The organism is Roseateles sp. P5_E4 (genome assembly GCF_054049255.1).
Genome location: NZ_JBFUMS010000006.1, coordinates 134349 through 154509 on the forward strand (window position 1 = coordinate 134349; position 20161 = coordinate 154509).

Sequence of the window (20161 nt, forward strand, 5' to 3'; positions counted from 1 at the left end):
GCCCCAAAAAGCAAGCGGCCCCGAAAGGGGCCGCCGTAGCGAATCAGGGGAGGATCAGACGACCAAGCTCAACACCACAGCCATGAGGACGCTACCCAAGACGACGGTCGTGAACAGCCGGTCGCCGATGGCGCTGTCCAGGAATTCCAGCGAGCACAGCATGCGCTGCTTGCGGTCTGACAGCGTGCGGCACTGGCGCAGGTGAACGCCCAGGCTGTCCAGGTGCTGACGCAGCAGATGATCGGTGGCGCGAGACATGGATGACCTCCTCTGAAAACGATGCCTTCAACTGTAGAGAGAACCTGGCTTCGTTGCATTCGGACACGAAGGGGCCCGCGTGTAGGCCTTGTCTGACATTGCGACGCATGCCATGAGGCACCATGCGGCAATGAGCACCAGCCGGCAAGCACTTTGGTTGTTGACCCTGCTAACCGCGTGGTTTGCCGGCATGGCGCAGGCCGCGCCAGCGGCGCTGCAAGTCGGCTCCAAGCGCTTCACCGAGAGTTATCTGCTGGGCGAGATCGTCACGCAGACCTTGGTCGGTCAGGGTGTCGCCGCTGAACACCGCCAGGGCCTGGGCAATACCGCCATCCTGGCCGCGGCCCTGCAGCAAGGCCAGATCGATCTCTACCCGGAGTACACCGGCACCATCGTGCGCGAGTTGCTCAAGCGCGAGTCATCTGCGGATGCGCAGGCACCGCTGGCGCAGATCAACGCGTGGCTGAAGCCGCTGGGCCTGAAGGCCGGCGTGCCACTGGGCTTCAACAACAGCTATGCCCTGGCCCTGCGCGAGGCCGACGCGGCGCGGCTGGGCATCACGACGATCTCCGAGCTTGCCGCCAAGGCACCGCCGGCACTCAAGGCTGGCCTGTCGCACGAGTTCCTGGCCCGCGCCGACGGCTGGCCGGCGCTGCAGCGCGCCTACGGCCTGAAGCTGCAACCCGGCGCCGGCCTGGACCATGGTCTGGCGTATCAAGCCCTCGCCAATGGCCAGGTCGACCTCATCGACGTCTACACCACCGACGCCCAGCTCGCCCGCCAGCCCGTGCGGGTGCTGCGCGATGACCGCGGCTTCTTCCCGCGCTACGACGCGGTGCTGCTGATGCGGACGGCGGTCGACGACAAGCCGTTGCAGGGCCTGGCCGGCCGCCTGCCCGAAGCCGAAATGACCCGCCTGAACGCCGCCGCCGAGCTGGACGGCCGGCCCTTTGCCGACGTGGCGCACGGCTTCCTGCGGTCAGACTCGGGCGGCACGGGACACCAGGGCTTGATGGACCGACTGTTTGCACCCGATCTGCCCAAGCTGCTCGCCCAGCATCTGGCCCTGGTGCTGGCCTCGCTCGCGCTGGCCGTGGCCGTGGCCGTGCCCCTGGGCATTGCGGCGCATCGCCTGCCGCGGCTGGCGGCGCCCGTCATGGCCGTGACGGGCCTGCTGCAGACCCTGCCTTCGCTCGCCCTGCTGGCCTTCTTGATCGCCCTGGTTGGCCGCATCGGCTTCGTGCCGGCCCTGCTGGCGCTGTTCGTCTATGCGCTGCTGCCCATCGTGCGCAACACCCATGCCGGGCTGCAGGCCGTGTCCGGCGGGCTGACCCATGCCGCCTTGGCGCTGGGCCTGACCCGCCGCCAGACGCTGCGCGCCATTGAGCTGCCACTGGCCCTGCCCACGCTGATGGCAGGGGTGAAGACGGCAGCGGTCACCAACGTCGGCACGGCCACCGTCGCGGCCTTCGTCGGCGCGGGCGGCCTGGGCGAGCGCATCGTCGCGGGCCTGGCCGTCAACGACAGCAAGCTGATGTTGGCCGGCGCCCTGCCCGCCGCGGCCCTGGCCGTCATCGTGCAACTGCTGTTTGATGCGCTGGAACGCCGGGTCGCGCACAATGGGCCACAAGAATCTCGGGATCGAGGGGCATGAACGCAAGGGTGCGATCGGGCTTGTGGCTATTGGGCTGGCTGGTGGCAATGACCGCCGAGGCCGGCTGCTCGCGCCCCCTCAACGTACCCATGGCCCCTATCGGCCTGAGCGTCAACTTCGAGGACGGGCGCGCCCAGGGCATCTATCCGACGCTGCTGCGCGAAGTGGCGGCCAGCGCGCCCTGCCAGTTCAATATCCACAAGGTGCCACGGGCGCGGCTGCAAACGATGTTCGACGCTGGTCAGGCCGACATCCTCATGCCGGCCTCATCAAATCCCGCACGTGATGCCGTGGGCGAGTTCGTGCCACTGATCCAGGTGCGGGCCAGCCTGCTGACCCTGGACGCCGACACGCCCGTACCGCGCTCGCTGGCCGAGCTGCTGGCCCAGCCGGACTACAAGCTCGTCGTCGTGCGCGGCTTCTCTTTCGGTCCGGCCTATGACGGTGCCATCGCAACGCTGCGCCAGCGCCAGCGCCTCGTCGAGGAGGCCGACCCCACCGGCGTCGCCCGCGCACTGCGCCAGGGCCTGGCCCAGGCCAGCGTCATGACGGCGTCCATCCTGGTCGGCACGCTGGTCAATGAGCCCGAGCTGACGCCGTTGCTGAAGCGCCTGCGTGTCGAGCCGCTGGAGGAACTGGGCTGGCACGCCAGCGGCCTGTATCTGTCACGCCGCGGCCTCGTCGAAGCCGACCGGCGCCTGCTGCGCCAGGCTTTCGGCCAGATGGCACGCAACGGGCGCGTGTGGCAGCTCTTCAACGAGGCCCACCCGGCCGGCAGCCTGGGCGTCAGCATCCGGCCTTTGCCCTGATTCAGCGCACCTGGCTGCTGTAGTCCAGCGGCAGCCACTGCCAACCCTTGCCCGCCTGGCGCATCCACGCGGTGCGCCTGCCCGGCTGCAGCCACGCCACCAAAACCAGGCTCTTCATCGACCACCTGCGCGCGGAGATCGGCGACACGCCCTGGTGGGACCGGCAGTTGCGGGCCATCGCTGTCTCATCCTGATTGGGGATTCGCTGGCGGCGGCGGGCGCATAAGGTCGACACCTCTTCTTCCTGATGGGAGCCGTTGCCATGTGCATTGCCAAGAGCGTCGGGCTGGGTGCCCGCAACGATGTCGCCGATGTCCGCATCGTCCAGGTCCTGCTCAACATGAACAGCGAGGCCTGGAGCGGCGCAGCGCTCAAGCAGTTGGGGGTGGACGGGCAGATCGGCCCCAACACCATCGACGCGATCCGTGCCTTCGAGACCCAGGCCATGGGCCTGCCGGAGTCGGATGGCCTGGTGACACCGGGCGACGCCACGATGACGCGGTTGCTGGCGGGCCTGCCTCCCGGCGCGACCAAGGAGAAGCTCGGCATCGTGATGCCACGGGCCATGCAAAAGCGCATCGACCTCTACTTCGAGCCGCTGGTGAAGGGCATGACACGCTATGGCATCGACACGCCGCGGCAGATCGCTCACTTCATCGCCCAGCTCGCACACGAGTCCGGCTCACTGCTTTATTCCGAGGAACTGGCCAGCGGCAACGCCTATGACGGCCGCACCGATCTCGGCAACACGGAGCCCGGCGACGGCCCACGCTTCAAGGGCCGCGGGCTGATCCAGCTCACCGGTCGCAACAACTACCGGGACTACAGCAAGTTCACAGGCAACGACTACATCGGCGACCCCACGCAGCTGGCCCTGGACCCGTTCGCCTGCGTCGACGTGGCCTGCTGGTTCTGGAAGACGCGTGGCATCGGCCCGCTCGCCGAAGCCGACGACGCCAAGGCTGTCACCAAGCGGATCAATGGCGGCTACAACGGACTGGACGATCGCCTGGAGCATCTGGCGCGCGCCAAGGCCCTGCTGGGGCTCTGAACCTCGCGCTGCTGCGACGTCTCCCGACGCCACGCCCAAACGCAAAAAAGGCACTTGGCGGTTCGCCAAGTGCCTTTTTGCTTCTTAAATTTTGGTGGGCCCTGAGTGACTCGAACACTCGACCTACGGATTAAGAGTCCGCTGCTCTACCAACTGAGCTAAGAGCCCTGATTCAACTTCGGGGGACCGAAGCTAAGCCAAAGATTGTAGCGTTGATTCCGTCGAATCATCGCTCTAAATTCTGGTGGGACGTGCAGGATTCGAACCTGCGACCAACGGATTAAAAGTCCGCTGCTCTACCGACTGAGCTAACGTCCCGTGTCAAGCAGAGCCCGCCATTATAGGCAGGTTTTTAGAGGCTCCGCAAGAAATCCTTGAATTGCCGTCAGCCCGGTTTTCGACTCAGATGCAGGCGCTGCAACTCGGCTGCCGCGCACAGGCCAAAGGTCGCCGTGACGGTGACGCTGGAGCCGTAACCATGGCAGTTCAGGCTGCCGTCAACATCACAGGCTTCGCCCTCACCTTGCTGCGGCAGATGCACCGGCTCACGTGAGTACACGCAGGCGACACCCATCTTCCCGGCACGCGCCGCACCGTGGTGCTTGCGCAGGCGCTGGCGCAGCGACGCCAGCAGCGGATCGTGAGTCGTGGCGCTGAGGTCGTCGAGCTCCACGCGATGCGGCTCGCGCTTGCCGCCGGCGGCGCCGACGGTGACGAAAGGCAGCTCAAGCTCACGGGCCCAGGCAGCCAGCACGGCCTTGGCGCGGACCTGGTCGCAACAGTCGATGAGCCCGTCGAACTCCGCATCGCCGATCAGCGCGGGCCAATTCTCGGGTTCGACAAATTCCTCGACGACGCGCACCGCGCAGCCGGGGTGGATGTCGGCAATACGCTGCCTCAGCGCCTCAGCCTTGGCCATACCGACGGTCGACCCGAGAGCCTGGATCTGGCGGTTGATGTTGGATTCGGAAACCTGGTCCAGGTCGATCAGCGTCAGCTCCGCCGCGCCACTGCGCGCCAGGGCCTCGACGGCCCAGGAACCGACGCCGCCCAGGCCGACGACCGCGAAGCGCGCGGCGCGCAGGCGCTGGTAGGCGACGTCGCCGTGCAGACGGCGCAGGCCGCCGAAGCGGCGCTCCAGATCAGCGTCCAGCTGATCAGCGGACATCAACGCAGTGCCGCCAACCGTTCCTTGGCGGCCTGGGCGGCCTCGGTGCCGGGATAGGCCTTGATGAGGTCGTCGAGGCTGCGCCGGGCGGCCTTGTTGTCCTTCAGCTCGATCTGGCAATTGGCCAGCGCGAGCAGGGCTTCGGCCGCGCGCGGATGGTCAGGATTGCCGGCGATGAAAGCTTTGAAGGTCGCAACGGCGTCCTTGTAGTCGCGCTTGCCGTACTGGGCGTTGCCGAGCCAGAAGCGCACCGAGTCGGTATAGCCGCTGGCGGGGTAGCGCTTCAGGAAGGCATTGAGCGCGGCGACAGCCTCGGCGAAGTCGCCACGGCGCACGAGGCCGATGGCGGCTTCGTACTGGTTGCGCTCGTCCGGGTTCACCTGGAATTCGCGGCCATCGAGGCTGACCTTCTGCGGCTCCAGCGGCTTGAAGCGCGCTTCGACGGACTGCGACTGATCGGTCAGCTTGCGCTGGGTGTCGGCCAGGTCGCGAGCGAGTTGCTCGTTGGCGCCGCGCAGCTTGGCGATCTCGCTGCGCAGCGCATCGATCTGGCCATTCAGGTCCAGCATGCTGCGGCGCAGCGGCTGCAGCTGATCCTGGACCAGCGTGTTGAGCTGTTCGGCACGCTGCTTGGCAGCGTCCTCGTTGGCCTTCACCGTGCCACGCAGCTCGAGGATGGCCTTGCGGGCTTCATCATCCTCGAACAGGCCCGCCTTTGCGGGCTGCATGAAAGCCGCGCTCGCGGCCAGCGTCATCAGCGACAGTCGCAGAGCGCGCATCACTTTCACTTGTCCTTGAGCTCGACGCGACGATTCTTGGCCCAGACTTCTTCGCCGCTGCCTTGCGCGGCGGGGCGCTCTTTGCCGTAGCTGACGGCTTCGACCTGGGCCGCACCGACGCCCAGCAGCGTCAGCGACTTGGCAACGGCTTCGGCACGGCGCTGGCCGAGGGCCAGGTTGTACTCGCGGCCGCCACGCTCGTCGGTGTGGCCTTCGAGGTTCAGCGCGGCGCGCTTGTTGGCGTTCAGGCGCTTGGCATGCAGGTCGACCAGCGGGCGGTACTCTTCCTTGACGACGTCGCTGTCGTAGTCGAAGTAGACGACGCGATTGGCGCCCTTGTTGACTTCCTGGGTGTACTGGCTGAACAGGTCAACCGTCGGGACAGCGGTCTGCGCGGTTGTCGGCTGCTGCTCAGGGGTCGCCGGGGGCGGTGTGGGCTGGCGCGTCTCGACCGGCGCGGGCTCGTCCAACTTGACGGCGGAGCTGCAGCCGGCCAAGGCGGCGGCGGCAATCAAAGTGAGCGCATAGCGGGTCAGTTTCATTCGAATAGTCTCCACAACAGACAGGGGGCGGGGGATGGGGGGGCGCAGCGCCATCGGCGGCGCGGGCGCGCCATTGTCCAACACGGTGCGAACTGTCAAGTTACTGGCGTGTAAAAGGACCCCACGTGGGTTCACGAACCTCTACCAAAGTGACGAGCAGCGGCGTCTTCATCTTGCCGTCCAGCGTCGTCGTCATCAGCACTTCCTTGCCACCGGCACGGCTCGCGTACACGATGAGCTTGCCATTGGGCGCGAACGCCGGGCTTTCGTCGTCGTTGGCTTCGCTGATCTGCTGTGACTGGCCGGTGCCGAGATCCATCACCGACAGGCGGAAGGCACCACTGATGCGGGTGATGTAGGCCAGCGTGCGGCCGTCAGGGCTGACCGCCGGGCTGATGTTGTAGTTGCCGTTGAAGGTCACACGCTCGGCCGCGCCACCACTGGCCGGAATGCGGTAGATCTGCGGGCCGCCGCCACGGTCGCTAACGAAAAAGATCTTGCTGCCATCGGGCGAGTAGCAGGCCTCGGTGTCGATGGCGCCGCTTTGCGTGAGGCGACGCAGGCCCGAGCCGTCACGGTTGATGACGAAGAGCTGGGTCCCCCCGTCGCGCGACAGGCTGAGCACGAGCTGCGAGCCATCGGGCGACCAGGCCGGCGCGCTGTTGGTGCCCTTGAAGTCGGCCAGCACGCGGCGGCCGCCAGTCTGCACGTCCTGGACGCGCACCGTGGCCTTGCGGCTTTCGAAGGTCACGTAGGCGAGTTCGCGGCCATTGGGCGCCCAGGCTGGCGAGATGATGGGATCGGGGCTGGTCAATGCGACCTTGGCGCCCTCGCCGTCTGCGTCGGCAACGACCAGGCTGTAGCGCGGGCCGGCCTTGGTCACATAGGCCATGCGGGTGGCGAACACGCCGCGCTCGCCGGTGAGCTTCTGGTAGATGGTGTCGGCGATGCGATGCGCGGCAAGGCGGGCATCATCGGGATGCACGGCATGCGCTTCGCCGAGGAGCTCGGTGCGGTTGACGACGTCCCAGAGCTTGAAGCGGATATCCAGCCGTCCGTCGGCCAGGCGGGTGATCGAACCCGCCGCAAGCGCATCGGCCTGGCGGGCCTTCCAGTCGGGCCAGGCCGGGCTGCTCGTCTCGTTCAGCCCGGTGGGTGCATCGACGCTGCGAAACAGGCCGCTGCGTTCCAGGTCGGCGCGCACGATGGCGGCGATCGGCTGGGCCGAGGCCTTGGCGTCATCGCGGAAATCGACGATGGCCACCGGGATGCGGGTGCCGCCCGTGCCGGCGATGTCGATGCGCACCTGGGCCAGGGCCGAGGCGGCAGGAAAGGCCGCAAGCGCGGCAAGGCTGAGACGGCGAGAGATCATGCAGTGGACTTTGCAGTGCGGTCCGGAATTCTGCCGCAGTGCCGCGCCACTTCAGAGTAGGACGATGTCGTAATGTTCCGTCTGGTTGGTCGGCTCGGCGGTCAGCGAGATGGGCTTGCCGATGAAGTCCGACAGGCCAGCCAGGTGGGCGCTCTCTTCGTCGAGCATCATCTCGACGACGTTGGCGGCGGCCACGACGCGGAACTCGCGGGGGGAGAACTGGCGTGCCTCGCGCAGGATCTCGCGCAGGATGTCGTAGCAGACCGAGCGCGCCGTCTTCACCTGGCCACGGCCCTCGCAGGTCGGGCAGGGCTCGCAGAGCATGCGCGCCAGCGACTCGCGCGTGCGCTTTCGCGTCATCTCGACCAGGCCCAGCTGCGTGAAGCCGCCGACGGTCACCTTGGTGCGGTCCCGGCCCAGCTGCTTGCGGAACTCGGCCAGCACCGCCGTCCTGTGCTCCTCACGCGTCATGTCGATGAAGTCGACGATGATGATGCCGCCCAGATTGCGCAGCCTCAACTGGCGGGCGATGGAGCCCGCCGCTTCGAGGTTGGTCTTGAAGATGGTGTCGTCGAAGTTCTTGGCACCGACGAAACCGCCGGTGTTGACGTCGATGGTCGTCATCGCCTCGGTCTGGTCGAACACCAGCGAGCCGCCAGACTTCAGCTCCACCTTGCGCGCCAGCGCGCGGGCGATCTCGGCGTCGACATTGCACAGGTCGAAGATGGGCCGTTCACCGCGGTAATGCTCCAGCTTGGCCGTGGCGGCCGGCATGAAGGTCTCGCCGAAGCCGCGCAACACGTCGTACTGCATCTTGGAGTCGATGCGGATGGAGCCCGTGCGTTCGCTCGTCAGGTCGCGCAGCACGCGCTCGACGAGGCTCAAGTCCTGGTGCAACAGGCTGGCCGGCGGCGTTGTCAGCGCACCCGCGCGGATCTGCTGCCAGGTCTTGCGCAGATAGGCGATGTCGGCACCGAGCTCCTCGTCGCTGGCGTCCTCTGCGTTCGTGCGCAGGATGAAGCCGCCGCCACCGCCCTGCTCCTTTGTCCCCACCAGTGCGACCATGCGCGCGCGCAAGGCCTCGCGCGCCTCGGGCGAGCCGATCTTCTGGCTGACGCCGATGTGCTCGTCCTGCGGCAGATAGACCAGCATGCGGCCGGCGATGCTGATCTGGCTGGACAGCCGTGCGCCCTTGGTGCCGATGGGGTCCTTGATGACCTGCACCGTCAGCGGTTGGCCTTCGAAGATGAGGCGCTCGATGGGCGTGGGAGGCACCTCGACGCCATGGCCGTTCTGGTGCCGGCCATGTCCGAACTGCGAGGCACTGTGCAGGTCGGCAACGTGCAGAAAGGCGGCGCGCTCCAGGCCGATATCGATGAAGGCGCTCTGCATGCCAGGCAGCACGCGCACCACCTTGCCGAGGTAGACGTTGCCCACCAGGCCCCGCTCCAACGTGCGCTCGATGTGCAGCTCCTGCACCGCGCCGTTCTCGACCACGGCCACCCGCGTCTCCTGCGGTGACCAGTTGATCAGGATGTCTTCCATCTCTTGCCTTTGAATGCTGATGCGTGCCGCCGGTGGAGGCGGCACGCATCAAAACTCAGGGTCAGAACTCAAAGCCGAATTTGTCCAACAGCTGCGCCGTCTCAAAGAGGGGCAACCCCATGATGCCCGAGTAGCTACCGGCAATCTTCACGATCCAGGCGGCTGCCTGGCTCTGGATGGCATAGGCGCCAGCTTTGCCGAACGGCTCGCGGCTGGCGACGTAGCGGTCGATCTGCGCGGCCGACAGCGGCGCGAATTCCACGTGAGAGACATTCAGCGCCGCCGCGCGATGCGCCGCATCGGCCACCGCAACGGCGGTGATGACGCGGTGCGTGCGACCCGACATCAAGGCCAGCATGCGTGCCGCGTCGGCATCGTCGGCGGGTTTGCCGAGGATGAGGCCGTCGACAGCCACAGTCGTGTCCGCACACAGGATGGGCGCCGACGGCAGCCCACGCGCGGCCAGACGGGCCAACGCCGCATCCAGCTTGGCCGCGGTGACGCGGGCGCAATAGGTCTCGGGCACCTCGTCGGCTTGGACCGCCTCCAGCGCTTCCGCATCTTCGTCGGCACCGGGCAGCAGCAACTCATGCCTGACGCCGAGTTGCTCCAGCAACTGGCGGCGGCGCGGGCTTTGCGAGGCGAGGTAGATGGAGCGGGGACCGGCGCCGGGCCGTCCCAAGCCGGTCGCGCCCCCATGGGGGGCCGACGACGAAGTCGTCTTGGGGGTCATATTCATTCGCGGTGATACGGGTGGCCGGTCGTCACGGTCCAGGCGCGGTACAGGCCTTCGGCCAGCAGTACGCGGGCGAAGGCATGGGGCAAGGTGAGGTCCGACAGCCGCAAGGTCTCGTCGGCCGTGGCCTTGAGATCGGGATGCAGGCCGTCGGGCCCGCCGATGATGAGGGCGGCATCGCGGCCCTCACCCATCCACAGCTTCAGCCGCTCAGCCAACTGCACTGAGGTGCGGCGCTCGCCACGCTCGTCCAGGATGATGCGGCGCACGCCCTTGGGCAACGCTGCCTCGATGCGTGCGGCCTCGGCCGCCATCAACTGCTCCGCCGTCTTGCTGCCGCGCGTCTCGGCCTTGACAGCCTTCAACTCCAGCTTGAGCTCGGGCGGAAAGCGCTTGGCGAAGTCCTCGTAGGCGGTGTCGGCCCAGGCCGGCTGGCGCTGGCCCACGGCGACGAGGAAAAGGCGCATCAGCCCTTTTTCGGCGCCGCGCGGCCGGCAGGCTTGGCAGGCGCGCGGGGTGCTGCCTTGGCGGCTGGCTTGGCCGCAGGCGCGACCCGCTTGGCCGTAGCCGCCTTGCCGACACCCTGGCCGGCGCCGACCTTCACGGTCTTGACGGGTGCTGCCGTCTTCACGCCCACGCTGCGGGTCACGCCCTTCTTGGGCGCCTGGGTGCCCGCTGCGGCCTTCTTGGCAACCGCCTTCTTGGCGGCCGCCGACGGCACCGCCTTGTTGGCACCCGCCTTGGCTGCAGGTTTCGCGGCGGGTTTGGGCGCAGCCCTGGTCGTGATGGGCTTGGACGCCGTCGCCTTGCGCGCCGTCTTGACCGGTGCGGCAGCGGGCTCCTCGGAGGCCTTGACCAGCCTGGTCTCGGTGCTACCGAGCTTGAGCTTGACGGGCTTGTCGCCCCAGATCTCTTCGAGGTGGTAGTAGTCGCGGATGGCGGGCTGCATCACGTGGACGACGGCGGCGCCGCAGTCGACGATGATCCATTCGCCGTTGTCCTCGCCCTCGGTGCGCATGACCTGCATGCCGCGCCCCTTGACCGTTTCACGCACGCTGGACGCGAGGGCCTTGGTCTGCCGGTTGCTCGTGCCCGAGGCGATGATGACGCGCTCGAACAGAGGCGACAGATGCTCGGTGTTGAACACAACGATGTTCTGGGCCTTGACGTCTTCGAGACCATCGACGATGGCTCGTTGCAGCTTGCGAATGTCCATTCAGTGCTTCTTCTCGTAGAGGCGGTGCGAGGCAATATAGCTCGCCACCTCGGCGCCCACCATGGGGCTGATGTCCTCGCCGCGCGCGACGGCGTCGCGCACGGCGGTGGACGAAAGGGGAATTTCGGGCAGGGCCAGCACCTGCAGGCGGTGTGCCGGCAGGCCTGGCGGGGTCACGACGGCCTCGCCGGCACGCGGCACGACGACCAGCGTCGCCAGCGTGGTGATGGTTTCAACTTGGTACCAGCTCGGCAGGCGGGCGTACTGGTCCTGGCCGATCAGGAACATCAACTCCGTGCCAGCGTTCTGGCTGGCGAACTCACGCAGGGTATCGGCCGTGAAGCTGGGGCCGCGGCGGTGCAGTTCGCGCTCATCAACCACGAAGCGCGGCTCTCCGGCGATGAGGCGCTTGATCATGCCTGCACGGTGCACGGCAGCGGCCATGATCTGGTCGGGCTTCTGCCACTGCCGGCCGGCGGGCAGCCAGACCATGCGGTCCGGCGCCAGCGCGTCCAGCGCAAAGCGGGCGAAGGCCAGGTGGCCGAGATGGGGCGGGTCAAAACTGCCGCCGAAGATTGCCAGTTTCACAGCCACAGTGCGGTGGGTGTTTCGCCGGCCCAATCGCGTGGGCGCAGGAAGTCGCTGTACAGCTTCGCCTCGGGCGTGCCCGGCTCGGGCGCCCAGTCGTAGCGCCACTTCACTTGTGGGGGCATGGACATGAGGATGGATTCGGTGCGGCCGCCCGACTGTAGGCCGAACAGGGTGCCGCGGTCCCAGACAAGATTGAACTCGACATAGCGACCACGGCGATAGGCCTGGAAGTCGCGCTCACGTTCGCCATAGGCATACCCCTGGCGGCGCTCGACGATGGGCAGATAGGCAGCCAGGAAGGCATCGCCGACGGAGCGCATCAGCGCAAAGCCCGTGTCGAAACCACCTTCGGCAAAGTCGTCGAAGAAGATGCCGCCAATGCCGCGCGGCTCCTGGCGGTGCTTCAGGAAGAAGTAGTCGTCGCACCAGGCCTTGAACTTCGGGTACAGCTCGGTGCCATGCGGTTGCAGCGCGTCGCGGCAGACGCGATGGAAATGCTGCGCGTCGCGCTCGTAGCCGTAGTAGGGTGTCAGGTCCATGCCGCCGCCGAACCAGGTCACGGCAGGCAGCCCAGGCGGCAAGGCGATGAAGGCACGCACATTCATGTGCACCGTCGGCACAAAGGGGTTGTGCGGGTGCAGCACCAGCGACACGCCCAAGGCCTCGAAGGGCGCTCCGGCGAGTTCGGGGCGATGCTGCGTCGCCGACGGCGGCAGCACGCGGCCCTTCACATGCGAGAAGTTGACGCCACCGCGCTCGAAGACCGGGCCGCCCTCGATGAGCCGCGACAGGCCATCGCCTTCGAGCCGGCCACCGGGCTCGCGTGTCCAGCCGTCGGACGCGAAGGCATTGCCGTCGACCCCTTCCAGCGCCGTGACGATGCGCTGTTGCAACTCGAGCAGATAGTCGCGGACGGCTTGGGTGTTCATGTGCGCGGGCCGGTGTTCGATGAGCGAGGCTGAATCGGACTGGCCAGTTCGGGGCGCTTGCCGACGCGCGTGCCGAAATAGGCGGCAAAGAGCGCGAAGTCGGCCTGCACATCGCCGGTCAGCATGACGAAGCGCGTCACCGAGACGACGCGCTGCTCGAAATCGAAATAGCACAGCCCCACCGGCACGCCGGCCTGCACGGCCACCTGGTAAGCGCCGGTGCGCCAACCGCTCTTCAGCGAACGCGTGCCCTCGGGCGCGGCGGCCAGCCAGAAGCGCTCGCCACGCGCCGCGGCGGCCTGCATCTGGCGCACCGTGTCAGCGACGATGCCATGCGAGCTGCTGCGATCCACGCCGACACCGCCGATCCAGCGCATCCAGTGGCTGAGCAAGGGCGTCTTGAACAGACTGTCCTTGCCCCAGAAGCGCAGCTGGATGCCGACGGCCCACTTGGCCAGCAGACCGATGACGAAGTCCCAGTTGGAGGTGTGCGGATAGACCAGGATGACACCCTGCTCCGCCGGCACGCCGGGTGCATCCACCGTCCAGCCGAACAGCCCCAGCAGCCAGCGCGCCAGGGCGCTGGACGGGCCATGCGGGCGCAGGGGCCCGGTCAGGACAATGGGCTGAATGGGGAAAGTCGGGTTCAACGCTTGATGGCCCGATGGCCGATGTCGCTGCGGTACTGGCGGCCCGCGAACTGGATGCCCGTGGCCAGCTCATAGGCGCTCTGCGCGGCGGTGCGCACGGATTCACCCAGGGCCGTCACGCAAAGCACGCGGCCACCGCTGGTGACGAGCTGTCCATCGACCATCGCCGTGCCGGCGTGAAAGACCATGGCCTCGTCGTCGTCCTCCGGCAGGCCGCTGATGGCGTCGCCCTTGCGCGGGTTGAGCGGGTAGCCCTCGGCCGCCAGCACGACGCCGAGCGCCACGCGACGGTCCCACTGCAGCTCGACCTCGTCCAACGTGCCGTCGGTGGCATGCATCATCAGCTCGAAGAGATCGCTCTTGAGCCGCATCATGATGGGCTGGGTCTCGGGGTCGCCCATGCGGGTGTTGAACTCGACCGTGCGCGGCTGGCCATGCTCGTCGATCATCAGGCCGGCATACAGGAAGCCAGTGAACGGATGGCCGTCACGCGCCATGCCGGTGATGGTCGGCTGGATGATCTCGTGCATGACCTTGGCATGCACATTCGGCGTCACGACCGGCGCAGGCGAGTAGGCGCCCATGCCGCCGGTGTTGGGGCCGGCGTCGCCGTCCAGCAGGCGCTTGTGGTCCTGGCTGGTGGCCAGCGACACGACATGCTTGCCGTCGCAGACGACGATGAAGCTGGCCTCCTCGCCTTCGAGGAAGTCCTCGATGACGACGCGCGCACCGCCGGCGTTGTGCGTCACGCCCAGCTTGTTGTCCTCCAGGATCCACGAGATCGCCTCGTGGGCCTCGGCCAGCGTCATCGCGACGACGACGCCCTTGCCTGCTGCCAGGCCGTCGGCCTTGATGACGATGGGCGCGCCACGGCCGTCTACATAGGCGTGAGCGGCCGCGGCGTCCGAGAAGGTCTCGTAGGCTGCCGTCGGAATGCCATGGCGCTTCATGAAGTCCTTGGCGAAGGCCTTGGAGCTCTCGAGCTGGGCCGCGGCCTTGGTGGGCCCGAAGATGCGCAGGCCACGCGCGCGGAACTCGTCGACGACGCCAGCCGCCAACGCCACCTCGGGGCCGACGACGGTCAGCGTCATCTTCTGTTCGACGGCGAAGTCGGCCAGCGCGCGCGCGTCGGTCATGCCGATGGGCACGGTCTCGATCCGCTCGTCACGCGCCGTGCCGCCGTTGCCGGGGGCGACGTAAACCTGGCTGACTCGCTCGCCCTGGGCGAGCTTCCAGGCCAGCGCGTGCTCGCGGCCACCATTGCCAATGACTAGGACTCGCATCAGTTCAATTCTGCGTTGTGATAGACCGCTTGCGTGTCGTCGAGGTCTTCGATGACGTCAAGCAGCTTTTGCATGCGTTCGGCGTCTTCGCCGGTCAACTCGATCGTGTTCTCGGCCCGCATCGTCACTTCGGCCAGCTCCGGCACCAGGCCGGCAGCCTCAAGCGCCGCCTTGACGATCTCGTAATCCGCGGGCGAGGTCAGCACCTCGATGGCGCCGTCGTCGCCGGTGATGACATCCTCGGCGCCGGCATCCAGCGCCACTTCCATCAGCTTGTCTTCCGGCGTGCCCGGCGCGAACAGCAACTGGCCGCAATGCTTGAACTGGAAGGCCACCGAGCCGTCCGTGCCCATATTGCCGCCGTACTTGCTGAAAGCATGGCGCACTTCGGCCACGGTGCGGACGCGGTTGTCCGTCATCGTGTCGATCATGATGGCCGCGCCACCGATGCCATAGCCTTCGTAGCGGATTTCCTCGTAGGTCAGGCCATCGATATTGCCGCTGGCCTTGTCGATGTTGTACTTGATGCGGTCGGCCGGCATGTTGGCGGCCTTGGCCTTGTCCACCGCCAGACGCAGGCGCGGGTTGTCCTTGATGTCGGGGCCGCCCTGGCGCGCGGCAACGCTGATCTCACGAATGATGCGGGTCCAGATCTTGCCGCGCTTCTCGTCCTGACGGCCTTTGCGATGCTGGATGTTGGCCCATTTGGAATGTCCGGCCATGTGGCTCTAGCTCCTTTGGCAGCACGGCGCAGATGCCATGCAACCCTCGATTCTACGAGGCCGCCTCCTGCCCCCGACCCCACCGCCTGCTCGCGGGCGTCCATCTTCCCGCGGCCTCGCCAGCGCCAACGCGTCCGGAACTTCATCATGCATTCGCAGCCCGGACTGGCCTAACTGCGGGGGTGTGCGGCATGCGGAGCTCCCGGCCCGCTGGGACCTTCCCCCTAGAAATCTCCTCCTAAGGGCGTCCCCCTAAGAGCTGCAGTCTTCCTCACGTTGAAGGGTGAGGGGTGGGTGAAGCCCTGCAGGCCGGCGCCTAACTTTGAGTCGTCCCTGCCCGCCAGGGTCCGCTCTCAGGAGATTTTCATGACCCGTTTGTCCGCTCATTTCCGATGGACTGGCTGCTTAGGTGCAGCGCTGCTGTCCACATCCGTCCAGGCCGCCCCGGTCTGCTATCACAACTACGGCGCCATCGACGCGATGAAGCCGAACAAGCTCTTCCTCTACTACCCGACGGCCAACGACGCCACGTTTCCCGCCTACGCGACCAACGTCTCGCCCGCGCGCACCTTCGCCATCGGCTCGCTGCCGGGCGCGCCTGCCGGCACCACCACCCAGCTGCGCGACCGCATCTTCGATGTGGTGGCCACCGACTACTGCGAGTTCAACGTCCAGGTGCTGCCGCCCACGACGACCAACCCGGACGCGCTGGGCGCGCCGCCGGCGCGGCGCAACATGGTCGCCATCGGCGCGGACACCGACCCCTCACTGTTCGGCATCGCCGAGGCGGTGGACACCGGCGACGCCGACGTCATCGACCACGCCCGCGTCTTCGGCGGCTCCTATGGCGTGTTCTGCAGCGCCGAGCTTTCCGGCGCCAACAACACGCTGGACCGCTGGGCCCTGGGCATCGGCGGCACGGCCGCGCACGAGGCCGGGCACAACTACGGCCTCTCGCACAGCGCGGTGGTGCACACCGGGGAGGACGCCTTCATCCACCACATCATGCCCGCCGGGCCTTCCATGCCCTGCACGAATCGCGTCGGCGAACGCCGCCACTTCAGCGATCAGGACTTCGGCATCCTGGCCAACAACGTCGGCCTGACCCTGCAATCTCTGGCCAACTGGGACTTCGTCAACCCCAATTCCGCCACCGCGTCGCGGCTGCGCATGGAGGTGCTCAGCCTCAGCACCACGCTCACGCCGGTGTCCACCTATACCGGCTCGCTGAGTCCCTGGAACCCGCCCAGCGTGGTGGCGTCCGGCACGCGGACCTTCAAGGGCACCASCTACCACCGCTACTTCGTAACCTGGCAGTCCGCCAAGGGCTGGGCCAGCCCCAACCAGCCCGGCAGCATCGCCGGCCAGGTGCGCGGCGCCGAGCAGTTCCACGTCGGCACGCATTTCGCGGAAGAGAACATCCTCAACACCACGACCCAGGTGGTCATCGCCGACGCGACCCTGCTGGATGCCGGCGGGTCGGCGCTGCCCCTGCACCCACGCGTGCCCACCTTCGACACCGGCACCCTGTCGGCGGACGGCAACTTCATTCTGGGCCTGGCCAACCTCGCAGCGGCCAATCTGGTGCTGCGCAACTGGCGGGGCTTCGTGCTGCCGCGGCCCGCACACATCGACAGCATGTTGTTCGACCCCACGGGTGGCGTGAAGCTGTTCGACAACCAGCAGGAGCCGATCACGCCATGGCGCCAGCTGCAGTTGCCGACGGCCATGGAACTGCCCGCCGGCTCGACCGACAAGCCCGGCGAAGCCCGCTTCGTGCTCGGCAACCTGCTCAAGGACGGGCACAACGTGCGCATCAAGTTCCGTGGCCAGGTCACGGACGCGACGGCCGGCGCACAGGAAGTCAACCCCGACGTGAAGGGCGCGCTGGCGACGGACCCCTTCCCCGGCGCCTCGGTCTTCCTCGAAGGCGACCTGGTTGAGCCCAATGCGCTGCAGTGGGACGCCGACAAGAAGACCTTCGTCACCAAGGACCTGGTCACCCACGTCTTCCTGCAGGTGGCCGGCAAGCGTGCCAAGCCGGTGGACGGCATCCTGATCGGCCTGCTGCGCGGCAAGGTGGTCTGCGCCAACCTGAACACCCGCCAGTCGGTCAGCGTACAAGCCAATACCGATGGCAGCTTCGATTGCGAAAAGGCCGGTCTCGTCTCCCTGCACGGGGAGCGGGTGCAGGTCTCGCAGGTAGGCCTGGTCAACACGCAGCTGCCGGCCGTGCAGGTCGGCGGCATGGACATCGCCAAGGTCACCTGCACCAACCTGCGCTCGCGCCAGTCCGTGTCGTTCAAGCCCGAAGTCAGCACCAATGCGCTCGACTGCGTGAAGGCCGGCCTCGGCGTCGAGCAGCAGAGCACGCTGCAGATCACGCAAATCGGCACCGTGCGCTGAAGGCGCCGGCCACCCTTTCCTACCCTGTTGTCTGGAGACCCTGATGAAGCAACTCAAATTCACATTGGCCGCACTGAGCCTGGCGGCATCGACGGCGATGGCCGCGGGCGTCACCAATGGCGACTTCGCCGGCGGCCTGGCCGGCTGGACCAAGGCCGGCAACGTCGCCGTGGACACCACCAGCCAGTTCGGCGCGCCACCTGCCGGGTTCACCGCCCAGGCCGTGCTCGGCACGGCCGACACGTCCGGCTTCCTGTTCGGCGGCAGCGCGGTGGCCGCAGCCTCGCTGGAATCCTTCGCCGGGCTCGGGGCCGCCTCGCTCAGCGGCATGGGTGCCGTCGTCGGCTCCGGGCTGAGCGCGGACTTCACGGCCGCCGCCGGCGAGCGGCTGATCTTCCAGTGGAAGTTCATGAGCAACGACCCACCGGGCACCCCGGCCGACGACACCGCCTACGTCGTGCTCGACAAGACGACCGTCATCAAGCTGACCAGCGTCAACAGCGCCACCTTCCTGGGCGGCTCGGCCTCGCCGCTGTTCGACGAGACGGCCTACCTGACCTTTACCAGCGCGCCGCTGACCGCCGGGGCACACAGCGTCAGCCTGGGCGTGTTCGACGGCTTCGACGCGCTCGGCGCCTCGGCGCTGGCCGTCGCCGACGTGCACCTGGCGCCGGTGCCCGAGCCGGCGTCAGGCCTGCTCCTGCTGCTGGGCGGCTCGGTGCTGCTGGGCCTGGCCAAGCGCCGCGCCAGCTGAGCGCCAGCGGGCGCGTCACAGCCTCCGGACAGCGGCTGCGGCGAGTCGAAGTGGTCAAAGCGGACCGCTAGACTCGCCGCAGCCTACCTGCCCCTGATCCGGAGACCCCCCATGCCCGCCGACCCCATCCTGCTGGCCCGCCATGAGCAGACCGAGTGCCTGCTGCTGCCCGCGCTGGCCAACCGCCACGGCCTCATCACCGGCGCCACCGGCACCGGCAAGACCATCAGCCTGCAGAAACTCGCCGAGAGCTTTTCCAAACTGGGCGTGCCGGTCTTCATGGCCGACGTGAAGGGTGACCTGACCGGCATCAGCCAGGCCGGCAACCCGAGCGAGAAGCTGCTCGGCGTGCTCAAGGAGCGCGGCCTGGAGGCGCCCGAGAAGCTCGCCTGCCCCACCACGCTTTGGGACGTCTTCGGCGAACAGGGCCACCCGGTGCGCGCCACCGTGTCCGACATGGGCCCGCTGCTCTTGAGCCGCATGCTGGCGCTCAACGAGACGCAGGCCGGCGTGCTGCAGATGGTGTTCAAGATCGCCGACGACAACGGCCTGCTGCTGCTGGACCTGAAGGACCTGCGCGCCATGCTGCAGCATGTGGGTGACAACGCGAGTCAGTTCACGACGCAGTACGGCAATGTCTCGGCCGCCAGCGTCGGCGCGATCCAGCGCGGCCTGCTGCAGATCGAGGCCCAGGGCGGCGACAAGTTCTTCGGCGAACCGATGTTGAACATCGCCGACTTCATGCAGACGGAATCGGGGTTGGGCGTCATCAATGTGCTGGCCGCCGACAAGCTGATGAACGCGCCGCGGCTGTACGCGACCTTCCTGCTGTGGATGCTCAGCGAGCTTTTCGAGACCCTGCCCGAGGTCGGCGACCTGGAGAGACCCAAGCTAGTGTTCTTCTTCGACGAGGCCCATCTGCTGTTCAAGGATGCGCCCGACGCCCTGGTCGAGCGCATCGAGCTGGTCGTGCGCCTGGTGCGCTCCAAGGGCGTCGGCGTGTACTTCGTGACGCAGAACCCGCTGGACATTCCCGACGCGGTGCTGGGCCAGCTCGGCAACCGCGTACAGCACGCGCTGCGCGCCTTCACGCCGCGTGACCAGAAAGCCGTCAAGAGCGCCGCCGACACCATGCGCGCCAAGCCGGGTCTGGACATTGCCACCGCCATCATGGAGCTGGCCGTCGGCGAGGCGCTCGTCAGCCTGCTCGACGAGAAAGGCCGGCCGAGCATCACCGAGCGCGTCTTCGTGCTGCCGCCCGGCAGCCAGATCGGCCCGATCACGCCGGCCCAGCGCCAGCAGCTCATCGCCAGCTCGCTGGTCGCCGGCGTCTACGAGAAGCATCTGGACCGCGAATCCGCCTACGAGAAGCTCGCTGGCAAGCCCGCAGCGGCGCAAGGCGGCGGCGGCATCACGGCGGAAGGCGGCCAGGTGTTCAAGGGCGGCCCTGCTGCACCGGCGCCCGCCGACGAAGGCGGCGGCATGCTCGGCGGGCTCAAGGACGTGCTCTTCGGCACCACCGGCCCGCGCGGCGCCCATCACGCCGGCCTGGCCGAGACCGCAGCCAAGTCGGCCGTGCGCAGCATCGGCTCGGCCGTCGGCCGCGAGATCATCCGCGGCGTGCTGGGCAGCATCCTGGGCGGAAGCGGCAGCCGCCGGCGCTGAACGCCGTGCGCCTCGCGCCGCGTCGGCCCCG

20 protein-coding genes and 2 tRNA genes are annotated in these 20161 nt (G+C 67.6%); 6 read left to right on the top strand and 16 right to left on the bottom strand.

Annotation, left to right across the window (positions count from 1 at the left end; genetic code table 11):
- Window positions 1-54: 54 nt before the first annotated feature.
- Window positions 55-258, bottom strand: coding sequence for a hypothetical protein (locus ACXJLH_RS13525; RefSeq protein WP_056198956.1), 204 nt, complete (start codon window positions 256-258; stop codon window positions 55-57).
- Between the two features lie 130 nt (window positions 259-388).
- Here ACXJLH_RS13525 and ACXJLH_RS13530 point away from each other — a divergent pair, with 130 nt between their 5' ends.
- The 3 genes from ACXJLH_RS13530 (at window position 389) to ACXJLH_RS13540 (ending at window position 3772) form a co-directional block, all read left to right on the top strand.
- Complete coding sequence (locus tag ACXJLH_RS13530; RefSeq protein WP_457444634.1) at window positions 389-1912, top strand: glycine betaine ABC transporter substrate-binding protein; 1524 nt, start codon at window positions 389-391, stop codon at window positions 1910-1912.
- 89 nt (window positions 1913-2001) lie between these two features.
- Complete coding sequence (locus tag ACXJLH_RS13535; RefSeq protein ID WP_457444636.1) at window positions 2002-2721, top strand: substrate-binding periplasmic protein; 720 nt, start codon at window positions 2002-2004, stop codon at window positions 2719-2721.
- 262 nt (window positions 2722-2983) lie between these two features.
- Window positions 2984-3772 carry a glycoside hydrolase family 19 protein gene (locus ACXJLH_RS13540; RefSeq protein WP_457444638.1) on the top strand — a complete coding sequence of 263 codons (789 nt, stop codon included), beginning with the start codon at window positions 2984-2986 and terminating at the stop codon, window positions 3770-3772.
- Window positions 3773-3864: 92 nt separating this feature from the next.
- On the opposite strand, the gene ACXJLH_RS13545 is transcribed toward ACXJLH_RS13540, so the two are convergent.
- The 15 genes from ACXJLH_RS13545 to ACXJLH_RS13615 form a co-directional block, all read right to left on the bottom strand.
- Window positions 3865-3940, bottom strand: a tRNA-Lys gene (locus ACXJLH_RS13545).
- 74 nt (window positions 3941-4014) lie between these two features.
- Window positions 4015-4090, bottom strand: a tRNA-Lys gene (locus tag ACXJLH_RS13550).
- A 67-nt stretch (window positions 4091-4157) separates the two neighbouring features.
- On the bottom strand, window positions 4158-4940 hold the full coding sequence (locus ACXJLH_RS13555) for a tRNA threonylcarbamoyladenosine dehydratase (RefSeq protein ID WP_457444640.1): 783 nt from the start codon (window positions 4938-4940) through the stop codon (window positions 4158-4160).
- Complete coding sequence (gene ybgF / locus ACXJLH_RS13560) at window positions 4940-5719, bottom strand: tol-pal system protein YbgF (protein WP_457444642.1); 780 nt, start codon at window positions 5717-5719, stop codon at window positions 4940-4942. The genes ACXJLH_RS13555 and ybgF overlap by 1 nt, the downstream gene beginning before the upstream one ends.
- A gap of 5 nt (window positions 5720-5724) precedes the next feature.
- Window positions 5725-6261, bottom strand: coding sequence for a peptidoglycan-associated lipoprotein Pal (pal, locus tag ACXJLH_RS13565; RefSeq protein WP_457322682.1), 537 nt, complete (start codon window positions 6259-6261; stop codon window positions 5725-5727).
- Between the two features lie 100 nt (window positions 6262-6361).
- Window positions 6362-7633, bottom strand: coding sequence for a Tol-Pal system beta propeller repeat protein TolB (gene tolB, locus ACXJLH_RS13570; RefSeq protein ID WP_457444644.1), 1272 nt, complete (start codon window positions 7631-7633; stop codon window positions 6362-6364).
- Between the two features lie 51 nt (window positions 7634-7684).
- Window positions 7685-9178, bottom strand: a complete 1494-nt coding sequence (gene rng / locus ACXJLH_RS13575; protein WP_056198977.1) for a ribonuclease G — start codon at window positions 9176-9178, stop codon at window positions 7685-7687.
- Between the two features lie 61 nt (window positions 9179-9239).
- Window positions 9240-9917 (bottom strand): Maf family protein, encoded by a 678-nt coding sequence (locus ACXJLH_RS13580; RefSeq protein ID WP_457444646.1) that lies wholly within the window; start codon window positions 9915-9917, stop codon window positions 9240-9242.
- Window positions 9914-10381 carry a 23S rRNA (pseudouridine(1915)-N(3))-methyltransferase RlmH gene (gene rlmH, locus ACXJLH_RS13585; protein WP_056198982.1) on the bottom strand — a complete coding sequence of 156 codons (468 nt, stop codon included), beginning with the start codon at window positions 10379-10381 and terminating at the stop codon, window positions 9914-9916. The genes ACXJLH_RS13580 and rlmH overlap by 4 nt, the downstream gene beginning before the upstream one ends.
- Window positions 10381-11130: a ribosome silencing factor gene (rsfS, locus tag ACXJLH_RS13590; protein ID WP_056198984.1), complete on the bottom strand. Its 750-nt coding sequence runs from the start codon at window positions 11128-11130 to the stop codon at window positions 10381-10383. Before rsfS ends, rlmH begins: the two co-directional genes overlap by 1 nt.
- Complete coding sequence (gene nadD, locus ACXJLH_RS13595; RefSeq protein WP_457444648.1) at window positions 11131-11718, bottom strand: nicotinate-nucleotide adenylyltransferase; 588 nt, start codon at window positions 11716-11718, stop codon at window positions 11131-11133.
- Complete coding sequence (gene hemF / locus ACXJLH_RS13600; RefSeq protein ID WP_056198991.1) at window positions 11715-12650, bottom strand: oxygen-dependent coproporphyrinogen oxidase; 936 nt, start codon at window positions 12648-12650, stop codon at window positions 11715-11717. Before hemF ends, nadD begins: the two co-directional genes overlap by 4 nt.
- Window positions 12647-13300: a 1-acyl-sn-glycerol-3-phosphate acyltransferase gene (locus ACXJLH_RS13605; RefSeq protein WP_457354147.1), complete on the bottom strand. Its 654-nt coding sequence runs from the start codon at window positions 13298-13300 to the stop codon at window positions 12647-12649. Before ACXJLH_RS13605 ends, hemF begins: the two co-directional genes overlap by 4 nt.
- The gene (gene purD / locus ACXJLH_RS13610; RefSeq protein WP_457444650.1) at window positions 13297-14583 is read right to left on the bottom strand and encodes a phosphoribosylamine--glycine ligase; all 1287 of its coding nucleotides are present in this window, start codon (window positions 14581-14583) and stop codon (window positions 13297-13299) included. The genes ACXJLH_RS13605 and purD overlap by 4 nt, the downstream gene beginning before the upstream one ends.
- The gene (locus ACXJLH_RS13615; protein ID WP_457444652.1) at window positions 14583-15305 is read right to left on the bottom strand and encodes a YebC/PmpR family DNA-binding transcriptional regulator; all 723 of its coding nucleotides are present in this window, start codon (window positions 15303-15305) and stop codon (window positions 14583-14585) included. Before ACXJLH_RS13615 ends, purD begins: the two co-directional genes overlap by 1 nt.
- Before the next feature lie 366 nt (window positions 15306-15671).
- Between ACXJLH_RS13615 and ACXJLH_RS13620 the strand changes: the two genes are divergently transcribed.
- The 3 genes from ACXJLH_RS13620 to ACXJLH_RS13630 all read left to right on the top strand — a co-directional run bounded on the left by ACXJLH_RS13620 (window position 15672) and on the right by ACXJLH_RS13630 (window position 20130).
- The gene (locus ACXJLH_RS13620) at window positions 15672-17711 is read left to right on the top strand and encodes a hypothetical protein (RefSeq protein WP_457444654.1); all 2040 of its coding nucleotides are present in this window, start codon (window positions 15672-15674) and stop codon (window positions 17709-17711) included.
- A gap of 43 nt (window positions 17712-17754) precedes the next feature.
- On the top strand, window positions 17755-18465 hold the full coding sequence (locus ACXJLH_RS13625; protein ID WP_457444656.1) for a PEP-CTERM sorting domain-containing protein: 711 nt from the start codon (window positions 17755-17757) through the stop codon (window positions 18463-18465).
- Between the two features lie 111 nt (window positions 18466-18576).
- The gene (locus ACXJLH_RS13630; RefSeq protein ID WP_457324347.1) at window positions 18577-20130 is read left to right on the top strand and encodes a helicase HerA-like domain-containing protein; all 1554 of its coding nucleotides are present in this window, start codon (window positions 18577-18579) and stop codon (window positions 20128-20130) included.
- The last annotated feature ends 31 nt before the right edge of the window (window positions 20131-20161 follow it).